Annotated in this window: 16 protein-coding genes; 1 reads left to right on the top strand and 15 read right to left on the bottom strand. The window is 65.5% G+C overall.

The annotated features are described in order from the left end of the window. Positions 1 to 40: 40 nt before the first annotated feature. The 9 genes from uvrC to lepA all read right to left on the bottom strand — a co-directional run bounded on the left by uvrC (position 41) and on the right by lepA (position 9,080). Positions 41 to 2,029, bottom strand: a complete 1,989-nt coding sequence (uvrC, locus tag QPK27_RS15890) for an excinuclease ABC subunit UvrC (RefSeq protein ID WP_290419222.1) — start codon at positions 2,027 to 2,029, stop codon at positions 41 to 43. Then, positions 2,029 to 2,454, bottom strand: coding sequence for a holo-ACP synthase (gene acpS, locus QPK27_RS15885; RefSeq protein ID WP_290419226.1), 426 nt, complete (start codon positions 2,452 to 2,454; stop codon positions 2,029 to 2,031). The genes uvrC and acpS overlap by 1 nt, the downstream gene beginning before the upstream one ends. Position 2,455: 1 nt before the next feature. Further along, positions 2,456 to 3,241, bottom strand: coding sequence for a pyridoxine 5'-phosphate synthase (gene pdxJ, locus QPK27_RS15880; RefSeq protein WP_290419221.1), 786 nt, complete (start codon positions 3,239 to 3,241; stop codon positions 2,456 to 2,458). 29 nt (positions 3,242 to 3,270) lie between these two features. Then, a complete protein-coding gene (gene recO / locus QPK27_RS15875) occupies positions 3,271 to 4,092 on the bottom strand; it encodes a DNA repair protein RecO (protein WP_290419220.1) in 822 nt (273 codons plus the stop codon). 33 nt (positions 4,093 to 4,125) lie between these two features. Continuing rightward, positions 4,126 to 5,022 (bottom strand): GTPase Era, encoded by an 897-nt coding sequence (era, locus tag QPK27_RS15870; RefSeq protein WP_290419219.1) that lies wholly within the window; start codon positions 5,020 to 5,022, stop codon positions 4,126 to 4,128. 16 nt (positions 5,023 to 5,038) lie between these two features. Next, positions 5,039 to 5,833, bottom strand: coding sequence for a ribonuclease III (gene rnc, locus QPK27_RS15865; protein WP_374047075.1), 795 nt, complete (start codon positions 5,831 to 5,833; stop codon positions 5,039 to 5,041). A 67-nt stretch (positions 5,834 to 5,900) separates the two neighbouring features. Beyond that, positions 5,901 to 6,311 carry a DUF4845 domain-containing protein gene (locus QPK27_RS15860; RefSeq protein ID WP_290419217.1) on the bottom strand — a complete coding sequence of 137 codons (411 nt, stop codon included), beginning with the start codon at positions 6,309 to 6,311 and terminating at the stop codon, positions 5,901 to 5,903. A gap of 46 nt (positions 6,312 to 6,357) precedes the next feature. Continuing rightward, entirely contained in the window at positions 6,358 to 7,287 is a 930-nt protein-coding gene (gene lepB, locus QPK27_RS15855) for a signal peptidase I (protein WP_290419216.1), read from the bottom strand. Beyond that, a complete protein-coding gene (gene lepA / locus QPK27_RS15850; protein ID WP_290419215.1) occupies positions 7,287 to 9,080 on the bottom strand; it encodes a translation elongation factor 4 in 1,794 nt (597 codons plus the stop codon). Before lepA ends, lepB begins: the two co-directional genes overlap by 1 nt. Positions 9,081 to 9,399: 319 nt before the next feature. On the opposite strand from lepA, the gene QPK27_RS15845 reads away from it, so the two are divergent. Continuing rightward, complete coding sequence (locus QPK27_RS15845; RefSeq protein ID WP_290419214.1) at positions 9,400 to 10,365, top strand: hypothetical protein; 966 nt, start codon at positions 9,400 to 9,402, stop codon at positions 10,363 to 10,365. A gap of 1 nt (position 10,366) precedes the next feature. Here the strand turns inward: QPK27_RS15845 and QPK27_RS15840 are convergent, their stop codons facing one another. The 6 genes from QPK27_RS15840 to fabF all read right to left on the bottom strand — a co-directional run bounded on the left by QPK27_RS15840 (position 10,367) and on the right by fabF (position 15,273). Beyond that, on the bottom strand, positions 10,367 to 10,630 hold the full coding sequence (locus QPK27_RS15840; protein ID WP_290419213.1) for a glutaredoxin family protein: 264 nt from the start codon (positions 10,628 to 10,630) through the stop codon (positions 10,367 to 10,369). Between the two features lie 26 nt (positions 10,631 to 10,656). Next, positions 10,657 to 12,093, bottom strand: coding sequence for a Do family serine endopeptidase (locus QPK27_RS15835; protein WP_290419212.1), 1,437 nt, complete (start codon positions 12,091 to 12,093; stop codon positions 10,657 to 10,659). 206 nt (positions 12,094 to 12,299) lie between these two features. Then, on the bottom strand, positions 12,300 to 12,623 hold the full coding sequence (locus QPK27_RS15830) for a sigma-E factor negative regulatory protein (protein ID WP_290419211.1): 324 nt from the start codon (positions 12,621 to 12,623) through the stop codon (positions 12,300 to 12,302). 61 nt (positions 12,624 to 12,684) lie between these two features. Beyond that, the gene (gene rpoE / locus QPK27_RS15825; protein WP_290419210.1) at positions 12,685 to 13,287 is read right to left on the bottom strand and encodes an RNA polymerase sigma factor RpoE; all 603 of its coding nucleotides are present in this window, start codon (positions 13,285 to 13,287) and stop codon (positions 12,685 to 12,687) included. A gap of 57 nt (positions 13,288 to 13,344) precedes the next feature. Continuing rightward, a complete protein-coding gene (locus QPK27_RS15820; protein WP_290419209.1) occupies positions 13,345 to 13,914 on the bottom strand; it encodes a protein YgfX in 570 nt (189 codons plus the stop codon). 111 nt (positions 13,915 to 14,025) lie between these two features. After that, a complete protein-coding gene (gene fabF, locus QPK27_RS15815; RefSeq protein WP_290419208.1) occupies positions 14,026 to 15,273 on the bottom strand; it encodes a beta-ketoacyl-ACP synthase II in 1,248 nt (415 codons plus the stop codon). Between the last annotated feature and the right edge of the window lie 3 nt (positions 15,274 to 15,276).

The following is a 15,276-nucleotide window of genomic DNA, read 5'->3' as shown; positions in this document are numbered from 1 at the left end:
AAATTTGCGATGTAGGGCTTGACGGCCGAGACGGTATCTACTAGTGCAACTGGCGATAAATCTCTTCAGCCAGAGCGCTGGAAATGCCCTCCACCGTCATCAGGTCTTCCACACTGGCGTCGACCACGCCGCGCAGGCCGCCGAAGCGCGCCAGCAGGCGCTGGCGGCGCTTGGCGCCGATGCCTTCGATCTCTTCCAGGCGCGAGGCCTGGCGCGCCTTGGCGCGCTTGGCGCGCATGCCGGTGATGGCGAAGCGGTGTGCTTCGTCGCGGATCATGGCCACCAGCATCAGCGCCGCCGATTCCTTGCCCAGTTCCTGGGCCGGACGGCCGTCGGCGAAGATCAGGGTTTCCAGGCCCACGCGGCGGCCCTCCCCCTTGGCCACGCCGACGATCATCGAGATATCCAGCCCCAGCTCGGTGAACACCTGGCGCGCCATTTCCACCTGGCCCTTGCCGCCGTCGACCAGCACGATGTCGGGCATGACGCCCTCGCCCGCCTCGGCTGCGGCCGCCACCTTTTCGTAGCGCCGCGTCAGCACCTGGCGCATGGCGGCGTAATCGTCGCCCGGGGTGATGCCGTTGATGTTGAAGCGGCGATATTCCCCGTTCTGCATCTGGTGGTGGTGGAATACCACGCACGAAGCTTGGGTCGCTTCGCCCGCCGTGTGGCTGATGTCGAAGCACTCGATGCGCAGCGTATCGAGCTCTTCGCTGTCGAGCTGCAGCACCTCGGCCAGTGCGCGCGTGCGCAGCTGCTGCGAGCCCTGCTCGGACAGCAGCCGCGCCAGCGCGATCTCGGCGCCCTTGCACGCCATCTCGAGCCACTGGCGGCGCTGGCCGCCCGGCTGCAGCACCAGGTTGATGCGGTGGCCGCACTGCTCGGCCAGGGCCAGGATCAGCTCCGGCTGGTCGAACTCGACGTTCATGATCAGGGTGCCGGGGATGAACTGGCCCGCATAGTGCTGGGCCAGGAAGGCGCTCAGCACCTCGACCTCGATCGGGCTTTCGCCCAGCGCGTCGCCAACGTGGCTCGGGAAATAGGCGCGGTCGCCCAGGTGCCGTCCGCCCCTCACCATCGCCAGGTTGACGCAGGCGCGCCCGCCCTGCACGATCACCGCGATCACGTCGACGTCGGCGTCGCCCGTGGTTTCCATGCTCTGGGCGTGCAGCACTTTCGACAGCGCCTGGATCTGGTTGCGCACGGCGGCGGCCTGCTCGAACTTCAGGTCCATCGCGTAGTCCTGCATCTTGCGCTCGAGGTCGGCCATCACTTCGCTCTGGCGCCCGCGCAGGAAGCGCGCCGCGTTCTCGACGTCGAGTGCGTACTCATCGGGCGTGATCAGGTCGACGCAGGGCGCGCTGCAGCGGCCGATCTGGTGCAGCAGGCAGGGCCGGGTGCGGTTCGAATACACGCTGTCTTCGCAGGTGCGCAGCATGAACACGCGCTGCAGCAGCTGGATCGATTCCTTGGCCGCCCAGGCGCTGGGGAAAGGTCCGAAGTACTGGTTCTTCTTGTCCAGCGCGCCGCGGTAATAGGCCAGGCGCGGCGCCTTGCCGCCGGTGATCTTGATGTAGGGGTAGCTCTTGTCGTCGCGGAACAGGATGTTGTAGCGCGGCTTGAGCGACTTGATCAGGTTGTTTTCCAGGATCAGCGCTTCGGCCTCGCTGCTGACCACCGTCGTCTCGAGGCGCGCGATCTGCGACACCATCATCGCGATGCGCGGGCTCGACAGGTTCTTCTGGAAATAGCTCGACACGCGATTCTTGAGGTTGCGCGCCTTGCCGACGTAAAGCACATTGTCGGCGCCGTCGAAATAGCGGTACACCCCGGGCAGCGGCGGCAGGCGATTGACCACCTGCAGCACTTGGGCGCGGGTGTCGGCCTTGACCTCGGGGCTGAGGTCGCGGTTGGCCTCGGCACGCGCCTGCTCGCGCGCGTCGCTCAGGCGCTCGCGCCCCAGGCGCGCCGCCAGTTCCGGCGTGAGGTCAACGCCGCCCTGGGTTCCATCTGGTTTTGCTTCGGACATTACTCTTCCGTTGATGACGCTGGAGATGCGGCAGGCGCCTGGGTCACGATCACAAAGGCGACGCCGTAGTCGGCCTCGTCGCTGATGGTGACCTGGGCGGTCAGCCGGTTGCTGCGCATGAATTCCTCGAGCGCGCCGCTGCAGACGATGACCGGCTTGCCGCTCGGGTCATTCAGCATCTGCGCCGAGCGCCAGGTCATGGGCATGCGCATGCCCATGCCGATGGCTTTGGAGAATGCTTCCTTGGCCGAAAAGCGGGTGGCCAGGAAGCGCAGGCCGCGCGTTGCGTTCTTGGCGCTGCGGGCGTGGTATTTGGCCAGTTCTTGCGGGCCCAGGATCTTCTCGGCGAAGCGCGGGCCGCTGCGTGCGAGGGCAGCCTCGACACGCGAGATCTGGACGATGTCGGTGCCGATGCCGTAGATCATCTCACGCACCCGCGCCGTGTTGCTGGCCATACGATACACCCAGGCGTGCCGCGACCATGATCGCCTTCATCTCGCGCACCGCGTTTTCCCAGCCGACGAACAGCGCATGGCCGACGATCGCGTGGCCGATGTTCAGTTCGTGGATGTCGGCGATCGCCGCCACCGGCTGCACGTTGGTGTAGTGCAGGCCGTGGCCGGCGTTGACGCGCAGGCCGCGTTTCGCGCCCTCGAACACGCCGAGCTTGATGCGTTCCAGTTCGCGCGCCACTTGCTCGCCCTCGGCTTCGGCATAGCGTCCGGTGTGCAGCTCGATCACGGTGGCGCCGACCGCGGCCGCGGCTTCGATCTGGCGCGCGTCGGCGTCGATGAACAGCGAGACGCGGATGCCCTCGCCCTTCAACTGCTTCACGGCCGCTTCGACTTCGCTGTAGTAGCGCACCACGTCCAGTCCGCCTTCGGTGGTGACTTCTTCGCGCCGCTCGGGCACCAGGCACACGTCCTGCGGCTTCACCTGGCAAGCGAAGTCGATCATCTCGCGCGTCACCGCCGCTTCCAGGTTCATGCGCGTATTCAGCAGCGGGCGCAGCGCCAGCACGTCGGCGTCCTTGATGTGGCGGCGGTCTTCGCGCAGGTGCAGCGTGATCAGGTCGGCGCCGGCCTGCTCGGCCAGCAGCGCGGCGCGCAGCGGATCCGGGTAGGTGGTGCCGCGCGCATTGCGCACGGTGGCAACGTGGTCGATGTTCACGCCCAGGTCGATCACCTGGCCAGCGGGTTGCAGGAAGCTCATGTTCGCCCTTTAACTTTCTTCTTACGTTCTTACAGTTGCATCAAATCGATCAGGATCTGGCGCGTGTTCAATGGTTGCCCGTTCAAATGGTGCGCCAGCAAAAAGCGCATCAGCTGCTTGCTCTGCGCCTGGGTAGCCGGGTCGTCATACTCCTCGCGCTCCATGTCGAGCAGGGTCTTGCCCGACACCACAGGCCAGACTTCGGCCTGCCCTGCCTCGCGTGCGCCCTTTTCCGGATCGACCACGTAGTCGAGGCCCGGCTCGACGCGGCTGCGGGTCGTCGTGCAGCGGCTCAGGTCGGCAGCGACGCCTGTTTCCTTAAGTAGGGCTCTTTCGAATTTTCGCAAGACGATTTGCGCCGGTTCGCCGTGGGCCAGCTGGTTCAGGGTCGAGACGTAATGGTCGAACAGGGCCGGATGGCGGTCGTCGCGCGCCAGCAGCTTGACCAGCAATTCGTTCAGGTAAAAGCCGCACAGCAGCGCGGTGCGCTCCAGCGGCAGCATGCCGCCGACCCATTCGGCGTCGATCAGGGTGCGCAGCTCGGACTTGCCGCTCCACGACACGGATAGAGGCTGGAAGGTTTGCAGCACCCCGCGCAGCTTGGACAGCGGACGCTTGGCGCCCTTGGCCACCAGCCCAATCCGGCCATGGTCGCGCGTAAACATGTCGACGATCAGGCTGGTTTCTTTGTAGGGATAGCTGTGCAGCACGAAGCCGGGCTGGCCGTTGACCCGGCCGCCGTCGCGCGCCGGGGCGCGCGGCCGCTTGGCCGCTGCGCCACTGGCCGAAGGCGCCGCGGCCGGCGCGCCCAGCGCCGGGCTATCGTCGAGGAAGTCGTCGTGGCTGGGCATGCGCGTGGGGACAGGCTCCTGTGGGGGTAGGATTTACTCGTAGCCGTAGGCGCGCAGGCCCGCTTCGTTGTCGGCCCAGCCCGATTTGACCTTGACCCATATCTCCAGGTACACCGGGCCGCCGTACAGCTTTTCCATGTCCAGGCGGGACTGGGTCGAGATCTCTTTCAGGCGCGCACCCTTGTTACCGATGATCATCGATTTATGCGTGTCGCGCTCGACCAGGATGGCGGCGAAGATGCGGCGCAGATTGCCTTCCTGCTCGAACTGCTCGATCAGGACGGTGCTGGTGTACGGCAATTCGTCGCCCAGCAGGCGGAACACTTTTTCGCGCACGATCTCGGCCGCCAGGAATTTCTCGCTGCGGTCGGTGATGTCGTCCGGGCCGAACACCGGCTCGTTTTCCGGCAGGTGGCGCTTGATCTCGTTTTCCAGCGCGTCGACCTGGAAGCGCAGCTTGGCCGACACCGGCACGATGGCGGTGAAGTCGCGCATGGCGGCGATCTTCTGGGCGAACGGCATCAACACCGCCTTGTCCTTCACACGGTCCGCTTTATTGATGACCAGCACCACCGGCACGTTCTTCGGCAACAGGTTCAGCACCTGCTCGTCGGCGGCGCCGAAGGTGCCGGCCTCGACCAGGAACAGGATCACGTCCGACGACGTCAGGGTGTTGGAGACGGTCTTGTTCAGCGTCTTGTTCAGCGCATTCGCGTGGCGGGTCTGGAAGCCCGGCGTGTCGACGTAGATGAACTGGGCGTCATCGCGGGTCTGGACGCCGGTGATGCGGTGGCGCGTGGTCTGGGCCTTGCGCGAGGTGATCGACACCTTGGCGCCGATCAGCACGTTCATCAGGGTCGACTTGCCGACGTTGGGACGGCCGACGATGGCGATATAGCCGCAGCGGAAGTTTTCTGGGGTAGTGCTCATGCGATGGTGTTCCTGGTTATTTCGATTGCGCAGGGGCGTCGGCCTGGCCGGCATCCGCGTCGGACTGGTTGGTGCCGATGCCGGCCAGCTTGAGCTGGGCGGCGCGCGGCTTGCCCTTGCGCGCGCCCGGGGCGCGGGTCAGGGCTTGCTGGGCCGCCGCCAGCGCCAGCTGCGCGGCGGCCTGCTCGGCGGCGCGGCGGCTGCCGCCGCGGCCGAACACCTGCACGTTCAGCTTCGGCACCAGGCATTCGACCTCGAATTCCTGGCTATGTGCCGCGCCGTGGGTGGCGATCACGTTATAGGTCGGCAGCGGGATGCGCTTGGCCTGCAAAAATTCTTGCAGCAGGGTCTTGGCGTCCTTGCCCAGCGTGCCCGGGTCGACCGAATCCAGCAGCGGAATGTAGAAGGCGCGGATGGCGTCGCGCGCGCTGTCGAAGCCGCTGTCCAGGAAGATCGCGCCGAGCAGCGCTTCCAGGGTGTCGGCCAGGATCGACGGGCGGCGGAACCCGCCCGACTTCAGTTCGCCCTCGCCCAGGCGCAGGAATTGCGACAGGTTGAGTTTCTGGGCGATCTCGAACAGCGTCTGCTGCTTGACCAGGTTGGCGCGCAGGCGCGACAGGTCGCCTTCGTCGAGCGCGGCGAAGCGTTCGTACAGGATCGAGGCCACGACGCAGTTCAGGATCGAGTCGCCCAGGAATTCCAGGCGCTCGTTATGCAGACTGCTATGGCTACGATGGGTCAGGGCTTGTTGCAGCAGCCCGATATCCCGGAACGTATACCCCAAGCGCGTTTGCAATAACTGAAGATTCATTGTCGATGTTTCATGGCGACAGGATGTACCCGCCGCGTGGTTCTGGATGTGGTGACGTTGCGCCGGTTCAGCGCGCCGCCTGGGTGTCGTCCGCCGTGGCCACCGTGCCGCTCGGGTCGGTGGTGCCGGCGAAGTCGATCAGCAGGCTGACGTTGCCGGCCAGCGGCAGGCGTTTTTCATAGGAGAAGCTGATTTCAGGCTGCTCCCCGTCGCGCGTGATCACCAGGTCGCGCCCGGTGATCGCCTCGACGTTGTTGATGTCGGCGTTGCGGTCGAACGCGGCCTGCATGTCGCGCACCGTGCCGCCGGCTTGCTTGGCCTGGCCGATCGCTTTCTTGATCGCGTTGTACTCGACGTAGGCCGGGATCAGGCGCAGCGCGAAGATGCCGACCACGCCGAGCACGGCCAGCGCCACGATCAGTCCGGTAATCGAGATGCCGCGCTGCTGCTGCGGTTTGCTCCACTGCTTGCGGTCCATGGGCGCCTTTCGCTCGCTGTCGTTGCCGGACGTACTGGGGTGATGCTTACTTGATGCCGCCGATGCGGTCGAACTTGCCGAAGTTCATCCACACCACGAAGGCCTTGCCGACGATGTTGCGGTCCGGGACGAAGCCCCAGTAGCGGCTGTCGGCACTGTTGTCGCGGTTGTCGCCCATCATGAAGTAATGGCCTTCCGGGACGGTACAGGTGAAGCGGTCGAGCGTGTAGTCGCAGGCTTCGCGCAGCGGGAACTCGTCGACCGCGCCCATGTCGATACTACGGCGGCCATCGGTGTTCAGGATGCGGTGCTGGGTCACGCCCGTCCCGTTCGGCAGATTTTCGACGAACTGCTTGTGGTATTCCGGATGCTGGTCGTCCAGGTAATCGTCCAGCGCGGTGTATTCGACCGCCTTGCCGTTGACCGTCAGGCGCTTGTCGGCGTAGCTGATTTTATCACCGGGCACGCCAATGACGCGCTTGATGTAATCCTGGTTCATGTCCTTCGGGTACTTGAACACCATCACGTCGCCGCGCTGGGGATCGTTCACCGCAATCACCTTCTGGTTGATGATCGGCAGCCGGATACCATAGGTGTACTTGTTCACCAGGATAAAGTCGCCCACCAGCAGGGTCGGCACCATCGACGACGACGGGATCTTGAACGGCTCCCACAGGAACGAGCGCAGGATAAACACCAGCGCGATCACCGGGAAGAAGCTGCCCGAGTACTCGACCCAGGTCGGCTGGCGCAGGTGGGCCTGCTCGATCGCGGCGCGGTTGTTGTTGCTGTCGAGCTTGATGCCGTCGGCGGCCAGCTTGGCGTTGCGCGCATCGTACTCGCGCAGCGCGGCGTCGGCGGCGCGCCGGCGCGCCTTGGACAGGACAAAGGTATCGAGGCACCAGATCACGCCCGTGATCACCATCGCCACGAACAGGATCAAGGCGAAATTGCTCAGGATCGGCTGCAGATTCATTATTTTTCTTCCACCTGGAGAATGGCGAGGAAGGCTTCCTGCGGAATCTCCACCGAACCGACCTGCTTCATGCGTTTCTTACCAGCTTTCTGCTTTTCCAACAGTTTCTTCTTGCGCGAGATGTCGCCGCCATAGCACTTGGCCAGCACGTTCTTGCGCAGCGCCTTGACGTTCTCGCGCGAAATGATGGTGGCGCCGATGGCGGCCTGGATCGCGACGTCGAACATCTGGCGCGGGATCAGCTCGCGCATCTTGGCCGCCACCTGGCGGCCGCGGTACGGCGCGTTGGCGCGGTGCACGATGATGGCCAGCGCATCGACTTTTTCGCTGTTGATCAGCATGTCGACTTTCACCACGTCGGCGGCGCGGTTTTCCTTGAACTCGTAGTCCATCGAGGCATAGCCGCGCGAGGTCGACTTCAGGCGGTCGAAGAAGTCGAGCACGATCTCGGCCATCGGGATTTCGTAGTGCAGCTTGACCTGGCGGCCGTGGTAGGCCATGTCCATCTGGATGCCGCGCTTGCCGTTACACAGCGTCATCACTGCGCCGACATATTCCTGCGGCATGTATAGATTGACGTCGACAATCGGCTCGCGCACTTCGTTGATCTTCGACGGTTCCGGCATCTTGGACGGATTGTCGACGCGGATGATGGAGCCGTCGCGCATCTCGACCTCGTACACCACGGTCGGGGCCGTGGTGATCAGGTCCATGTCGAATTCGCGCTCCAGGCGCTCCTGCACGATTTCCATGTGCAGCAGGCCGAGGAAGCCGCAGCGGAAGCCGAAGCCCAGCGCCTGCGACACTTCCGGCTCGTACATCAGGGCGGCGTCGTTCAGTTTCAGCTTTTCGAGCGAGTCGCGCAGCGCGTCGTACTGGTTCGCTTCTACCGGGAACAGGCCGGCGAACACCTGCGGCTGGACTTCCTTGAAGCCCGGCAGCGGCGCCGGGGCCGGCTTCGGCGCCAGGGTCACGGTATCGCCCACCTTGGCGGCGGTCAGTTCCTTGATGCCGGCGATGATGAAGCCCACCTGGCCGGCGGTCAGTTGCGGCAGCGACACCGAACGCGGGGTGAACACGCCGATGTTTTCCACCAGGTTCACCGAGCCGGTCGCCATCAGCAGGATCTTGTCCTTCGGACGCAGGGTGCCATTGACCACGCGCACCAGCATCACCACGCCCACGTACGGGTCGTACCAGGAGTCGACGATCAGCGCCTGCAGCGGCGCGTCCGGGTCGCCCTGTGGCGGCGGCACCTTGGCGATCAGGGTTTCCAGCACGTCTTCCACGCCCAGGCCGGTCTTGGCCGAGCATACGGTGGCGTCGGACGCGTCGATGCCGATCACGTCCTCGATTTCTTTCTTGGCGTTGTCCGGGTCGGCGTGCGGCAGGTCGATCTTGTTCAAGATCGGCACCACTTCCACGCCCAGGTCGAGCGCGGTGTAGCAGTTGGCCACCGTCTGCGCTTCCACGCCTTGCGAGGCGTCGACCACCAGCAGCGCGCCTTCGCAGGCCGACAGCGAACGGCTGACTTCATAGCTGAAGTCGACGTGGCCGGGGGTGTCGATCAGGTTCAGGTTGTAGACCTCGCCGTCGCGCGCCTTGTACTGCAGCGCCGCGGTCTGGGCCTTGATGGTGATGCCGCGCTCGCGTTCCAGGTCCATCGAGTCGAGCACCTGCGCATCCATTTCGCGTTCCGACAGCCCGCCGCACAGCTGGATGATGCGGTCGGCCAGGGTCGATTTGCCGTGGTCGATGTGGGCGATGATGGAGAAGTTACGTATGTTTTTCATTAACAAAAATCAAAACCAAAAAGGATGGCAGGCGCAGCACAGCACCCGCGGGCGGAACGTGAAGCGCAAAAAAGCGCAGCGCCGGAAGAACAGTCTTCTCAGGCACGCGCCTCATGGAACGGGCTTCGATCGCGAAAACAGGGCGCGATCGGCGCCAAGCCCCGCATTTTACCGGATTTCGGGTTAGAAAGCCCGGTTTCTGGGGGGCGGCCCCTGCGGTGCACGCTCTGCGCCCAGGCGTAAGCAATTGCCTTCAAGTAATCTCGAGCTCAGCCGTTAAGAATCCATCGGCGCCACCGGCGCCATCACCCGTGACGCCATGATCTCGACCACCACCCCGCTCGCCTGGACCGAACTGCTCCAGCTTCCCCTGCACCAGCGCCTGTTGCCGCTGCCGCCGGCCGTGCGCGACTTCGTGCACCAGGTGAACCTCGCCACCGGCGTGGATGCGGTTCCGGAAGCGCTGCCGGTCGACGCCGCCCTGCGCACCGACCTCGAGGAGGCACTGGCCGGGATGCCCGAGCGCGTGCGCGCGCTGGTGGCGCCGCGCCTGCTCGGGATCTGCATCGGGCGCGGCCTGGGTTCGTGCGGCATCACCGACATCGTGCTCGACGCGGGCGACAACAGCCTGCTGGGCTGCATCGTGCTGCTCGACGCCGGGCTGATGGCCGAATGCGGCGCGAATGCCTGGGCCAGCTGGAAGGACAACCTGCCGTTTCATGCCGACGGCGGCTTCACGCTCGATACCGCGATCGCGACGGCTCCCGACGACACCCGCGCCGGAGCACTGCAATTTTTGCTACTGCACGAATTCGGGCACGTGCTCAGCGCCGGCGGCGACTTCCTGCCGCGCTGGTGGGAAGCGGCGCCGGCGCGCGCCTTCCCCTTCCTCGACCTGGGCTGGACGGCGGATGCGGCCGGGCGCTTCGTGCCGCACGCGGGGTGCGACTTCGCATTGCGCGGTGCGGTCGACTTTTATGGCGCCAACAAGCTGCCCAGCGCGGCACTGGTGACAGCTTATGCGGGGCTCGAGTTGAGCGGGTATCCCAGCCTGTACGGCGCCACCAATCCCTACGACGATTTCGCCGAGTGCTTCGCCACCTGGGTGCACACGCAGATGCTGGGACGGCCGTACGCGGTGCGCATCGACCTCGACGGCGCGCCGCAGGCCTGGCTTGAACCGTTCTGGGCTAGTGCGCGCAGCGCATCGCGGCGCGCGTTCATGGAGCGCCTGCTGGGCAAGGCGGAGGACATAGGCGCGGCGCAGGAATTGATGGCGGCGTGAGCTAGCCGGCGCCGTACGCGGCCAGGTAGCGTTGCACAGCGTCCGCATCCAGGAAGTAATGGCATAGCTCGGGGCCGGCCGGGTCGCCGTACAGCACCGGCACCAGCTCGTCGAAGCGCGCCACGAGCGCCGGGTCGGCATCCACGTCGAGCACGCTGATGGCGAACGGCCGCGCCGGCGTTTCCAGCGATCGCAACGCGGCCAGCATGTCTTCGCACAGGTGGCACCAGCTGCGCGAATACAGGGTGAACGGGATCGCAGGCATCAATGCCTGCGATCCTGGCTGCGCATTCACTGGCGCGGCTTGAGGGTCAGGTATTGCGTGGTGCCCTCGCGCTGCACCAGCAGCGCCACCGGTTTGGTCTTGTCGTGCTTGGCCAGCAGTGCGTTGAACTGCTGGGCGCTGGTGACCGGCGTGTTATTCCATTGTAGCACCAGGTCGCCCGGACGGATGCCGGCGGTGGCCGCCACGCCCTGCGCATTCTCGACCATCACCCCGCTCTCGATGCCCAGCTCGCGCCGCTCCGCAGCCGGCACGTCGGCCACGTGCAGGCCGAGCGCGTTCGGCGCCGCACCTGGCGCCGGCTTCTTCGGCGCCGGCCGGCCGCCCGGCGCGGTCTTTTCATCCTGCAGCTCGACGATGGTGACCGGCAGCTCGACCTGGGATCCGCGTCGCCACACGGTGACGGTGGCGCGGCTGCCGACCTTCGATGCGCCGACCAGGCGCGGCAGGTCGCGGGTGGTCTCGATCGGCTGCTTGTTGAATTGCAGGATGATGTCGCCGACCTTGATCCCGCCCTTCTCCGCCGGGCCGCCCGGCTCGACCATCGAGACTTCGGCGCCGCGCGCCTTGCCCAGGCCGAGCGACTCGGCTACGTCGCGCGTGACTTCGCTGATCTGCACGCCCAGGCGGCCGCGCGTCACGCGACCGCTTTGCTTGAGCTGTTCGGCCACGCGCATCACTTCGTCGATCGGCACCGCGAACGAGATGCCGTTGTAGGCGCCGGAGAGGGTCGCGATCTGCGAATTGATGCCGATCACTTCGCCGCGCATATTGATCAGCGGACCGCCCGAGTTACCGGGATTGACCGCGACGTCGCTCTGGATCAGTGGCAGGAAGTCGCCGGTGTCGCGCGACTTGGCCGAGATGATGCCGGCGGTCACGGTATTGTCGAGATTGAACGGCGAGCCGATCGCCACCACCCATTCACCGACCCGGATCTTGCTCGAGTCGCCGGTGCGCAGGTAAGGCAGGCCGCTGGCGTCGAGCTTCAGCACGGCGACGTCGGAACGGCGGTCGGCGCCCAGCACCTTGGCCTTGAATTCGCGGCGGTCGGTCAGCGTGACGGTGACTTCGTCGGCGCCCTCGACCACGTGGGCGTTGGTCAGCACGAAGCCGTCGCCCGAGATCAGGAAGCCGGAGCCGACGCCGCGCTGCACTTCCTGCTCTTCCTGCTGCTGCGGGCCGCGGCGGCCACCGCGCGGGATCTGCATGCCGAAGTGGCGCCGGAACAGTTCCAGCATCTCGTCTTCGGCGCCACCGCCGCCGCCGCGCATCACGCGCTCGGTGGTGCGGATATTCACGACGGCCGGGCCGGCCTTGTCGATCAGGTCGGAGAAATCGGGCAGGCCGGTGACGACCGGCGCCGGCACCGGCTTGCCTGCCTGGCCGGCGGCCTGGGCCGGCGCCGGCACGGCGACGGCGCCGGCCAGCACGAGTGCCGACATCAGCAAGGACAGGGAAACAGGACGGGAAGATGGGCGCACGCCAGTCTGGACGAGCTCGGCGTTGCAGGAATGCAGGCTAACGGTTTTGCGTGTCATGGGATGGGGTTGTCAGGTCTGGAATTGACTTAATGGTAAGCCAATTCCAGCGCTTTGTCGCGCCGCGCCGGCCTGCGCGGCGCACCCCGGGGGAAAGGACCTTGCCGGCGTCAGGACGACGCCGACTTGGCCAGCACCGCGGCCAACCCGGTGGGCTCGGACGAGACGCTCGGGCGCCGCACCGGCGGGGGCTCGGCCGCCAGGCGCTCGGCCAGGCGCGCGCGGAACCCTGGCGACAGCCCCGGCAAGGGAACCGTGGCCGCGCCGGCGCCGTCGGTCTGGCGCAAGGTGTCGCCGATCAGGTGGTACAAGACCCAGGCGGCTTGCCCGTCGCTGCCGTGCATGGCAGCCAGCGCCAGCTCCACGTCGGCTTCCGGCAATTCGCCATCCTTGAAGGCAGAAATGTGCTCGCGTAATTTTCTATTGGTGTCCATCGGTGCGTCCATCGCCGTCGGTCTTTGTTCAATATATGCTGTGTTCGTACGATCCCGCTACCTACCGACGTTTGTCAACCGGGAAATCGAGCAAAGGGCGCAATTTCTCGGCAATGACTTCGCGCGCCCGGAAAATCCGGCTGCGCACGGTACCTATTGGACAGGCCATCACTTCGGAGATTTCCTCGTAGCTGAGTCCTTCGATTTCGCGCAAGACAATTGCCGTGCGCAATTCCAGCGGCAATGCTTCCATGGCCGCGTTCACTGTATGGGCGATCTGCTTGCTGGCGAGTACCGATTCCGGTGTATTAATGTCGCGCAAGCTATCGGCGTCATCGAATCCTTCGGCGCGCTCGGCATCCGCCTCAGTCGAGGTCGGTGCGCGCCTGCCTTGGGTGACTAAAAAGTTTTTCGCCGTATTGATTCCTATTCGATAAAGCCAGGTATAAAACGCCGAATCACCGCGAAAATGGCGCAGTGCGCGAAATGCCTTGATAAAGGTTTCCTGCACCACGTCTTCGGCCTCGGCGGGATCATGGACCAGCCGCGACACCAGGCGCATCAGGCGGCGCTGGTACTTGGAGACGAGCAGGTCGAAGGCCTCCCTGTCGCCGGCCTGGACGCGCTCCACCAACAGCTGATCACCCTCGCGTTCTGTCGTCACGGACCATGCCCCAGTTGGCGGCCCACCCTTTCTAAGAGTTGGCCTCCTGCAATAAGTTCAAAGTATTTTGTGCCCACCGTCCGCCGCGGGCCCCAGCCCGGCGGCGGCGCCGGCGGCGAGGCTGCGCACGGCCACCGCCAGCGCGCGGTACTGTCCGCAACCCACGCTGTCGGGCAGCAGCACCAGCGTGCGCACGGCGCCGGTGTCGACGCGCAATCGCAGCACCATGCAGCAGGGCCAGACGGTGGCGCCGGGCAGCAGCAGCGCCGCTGCGCCGTTTCCGGACATGTCCTGTTGTACCGTCACGCGTAGCTGCCCAACTCCAGAAATATCAATCCGGTGCGCCGTTGCGGCAGCGGGCAAAAACATGCACGAGTGGCCTAGCAGGAGTGCGGCGAAAAGCGGCGCCAACGCCACAAGGGCGCCGCCGGCGAAGCGTTCGGGCAGCAGCAGGCCCACGGCGACGGCGACCGCGCACAGTGCCGCGCCGAACGCGGCGAGGAGCCAGCGCAGGCGGCGCGAAGGGTTGACGACGGCGGACACCGCGATCGACATGATGATGATGGGAAGTAAAGACGTTCCTGCGGTCGGCGCAATACCGGCGACAGGTGGCGGGCCGAGGGACATCCCTCTTTCCGCCGGCGCCCGGCGTCAGTCCGGAGATCGGATGACGGCCGGAGCCGTGGGAAGCGCCCATCCCGTTAGACCAGGATGGGGCAAGGCTGGTTCAAACGATATTCAAACCTTGGCGAACACCAGGGTGCCGTTGGTGCCGCCGAACCCGAACGAGTTCTTGACCGCGTAGTCGATCTGCATCTCGCGCGCCGTGTTGGCGCAGAAGTCCAGGTCGCATTCCGGATCCTGGTTGAAGATGTTGATCGTCGGCGGCGAGATCTGGTTGTGGATCGCCAGCACGGTGAACACCGATTCCAGGCCGCCGGCGCCACCGAGCAGGTGGCCGGTCATCGACTTGGTCGAATTGACGACCAGGTTTTTGGCGTGGTCGCCAAAGACGCGCTTGATGCCGCGCACTTCGGCCACGTCGCCCAGCGGCGTCGAGGTGCCGTGCGCATTCACGTAGTGCACCTGGTCGCCATTGATGCCGGCGTTGTTCAGGGCCGCCACCATGCAGCGCGCCGCGCCACTGCCATCCTCGACCGGCGAGGTGATGTGGTTGGCGTCCGCGCTCATGCCGAAGCCGATGACTTCGGCATAGATCTTGGCGCCACGCGCGACGGCGTGTTCGTATTCTTCCAGCACCATGACGCCGGCGCCCTCGCCCAGCACGAAGCCGTCGCGGTCGCGGTCCCATGGACGCGAGGCGGTGGCCGGATCGTCGTTGCGGGTCGACAGTGCGCGGGCCGAGGCGAAACCGCCCAGGCCCAGCGGCGACACGGTCGACTCGGCGCCGCCCGCGATCATCACGTCGGCGTCGCCGTACTCGATCAGGCGCGCTGCCGCGCCGATGCTGTGCAGGCCGGTGGTGCAGGCGGTGACGATGGCCAGGTTCGGACCACGCAGGCCGAACTTGATCGAGAGATCGCCCGAGATCATGTTGATGATCGAGGCCGGCACGAAGAACGGCGAGATGCGGCGCGCGCCGCGGCTGGCGTATTCTTCCTTGGTCGCTTCGATCATCGGCAGGCCGCCGATGCCCGAACCGATCACCACGCCGATGCGGTCTGCATTCTCTTCGGTAACTTCCAGACCCGAATCCTGCAGGGCCTGGATGCCGGCTGCCATGCCGAAATGGATAAAGCTATCCATGTGGCGGCCTTCCTTGCCCGGCAGGTAGTCTTCGACGACGAAGTTCTTGACTTCACCGGCGAAGTGGGTCGTGAATGGCGACGCATCAAACTTGGTGATGGCGGCAATGCCCGACTTGCCGGCCAGCGCCGCATCCCACGCTTCGGCAACGGTATTGCCGATCGGTGAAATGCAGCCCAGGCCGGTGACGACGACACGGCGGTTGCGTGAACGACTCAAGCG

It is taken from the genome of Massilia sp. YIM B02443, assembly GCF_030411955.1.
Taxonomy (GTDB): domain Bacteria; phylum Pseudomonadota; class Gammaproteobacteria; order Burkholderiales; family Burkholderiaceae_D; genus Telluria.
Note: the sequence above shows the minus strand (reverse complement) of the source record. Positions and strands in the feature narration are given on the sequence as shown.

Coding starts and splice junctions, on each gene's coding strand:
- rnc (WP_374047075.1), bottom strand. CDS start 5,833: ATGAATCTTCAGTTATTGCAAACGCGCTTGGGGTATACGTTCCGGGAT.
- QPK27_RS15830 (WP_290419211.1), bottom strand. CDS start 12,623: ATGGACACCAATAGAAAATTACGCGAGCACATTTCTGCCTTCAAGGAT.
- QPK27_RS15820 (WP_290419209.1), bottom strand. CDS start 13,914: ATGTCCCTCGGCCCGCCACCTGTCGCCGGTATTGCGCCGACCGCAGGA.
- QPK27_RS15845 (WP_290419214.1), top strand. CDS start 9,400: ATGATCTCGACCACCACCCCGCTCGCCTGGACCGAACTGCTCCAGCTT.
- QPK27_RS15840 (WP_290419213.1), bottom strand. CDS start 10,630: ATGCCTGCGATCCCGTTCACCCTGTATTCGCGCAGCTGGTGCCACCTG.
- era (WP_290419219.1), bottom strand. CDS start 5,022: ATGAGCACTACCCCAGAAAACTTCCGCTGCGGCTATATCGCCATCGTC.
- lepA (WP_290419215.1), bottom strand. CDS start 9,080: ATGAAAAACATACGTAACTTCTCCATCATCGCCCACATCGACCACGGC.
- acpS (WP_290419226.1), bottom strand. CDS start 2,454: ATGATCTACGGCATCGGCACCGACATCGTCCAGATCTCGCGTGTCGAG.
- lepB (WP_290419216.1), bottom strand. CDS start 7,287: ATGAATCTGCAGCCGATCCTGAGCAATTTCGCCTTGATCCTGTTCGTG.
- QPK27_RS15835 (WP_290419212.1), bottom strand. CDS start 12,093: ATGTCGGCACTCGTGCTGGCCGGCGCCGTCGCCGTGCCGGCGCCGGCC.
- QPK27_RS15860 (WP_290419217.1), bottom strand. CDS start 6,311: ATGGACCGCAAGCAGTGGAGCAAACCGCAGCAGCAGCGCGGCATCTCG.
- uvrC (WP_290419222.1), bottom strand. CDS start 2,029: ATGTCCGAAGCAAAACCAGATGGAACCCAGGGCGGCGTTGACCTCACG.
- pdxJ (WP_290419221.1), bottom strand. CDS start 3,241: ATGAGCTTCCTGCAACCCGCTGGCCAGGTGATCGACCTGGGCGTGAAC.
- recO (WP_290419220.1), bottom strand. CDS start 4,092: ATGCCCAGCCACGACGACTTCCTCGACGATAGCCCGGCGCTGGGCGCG.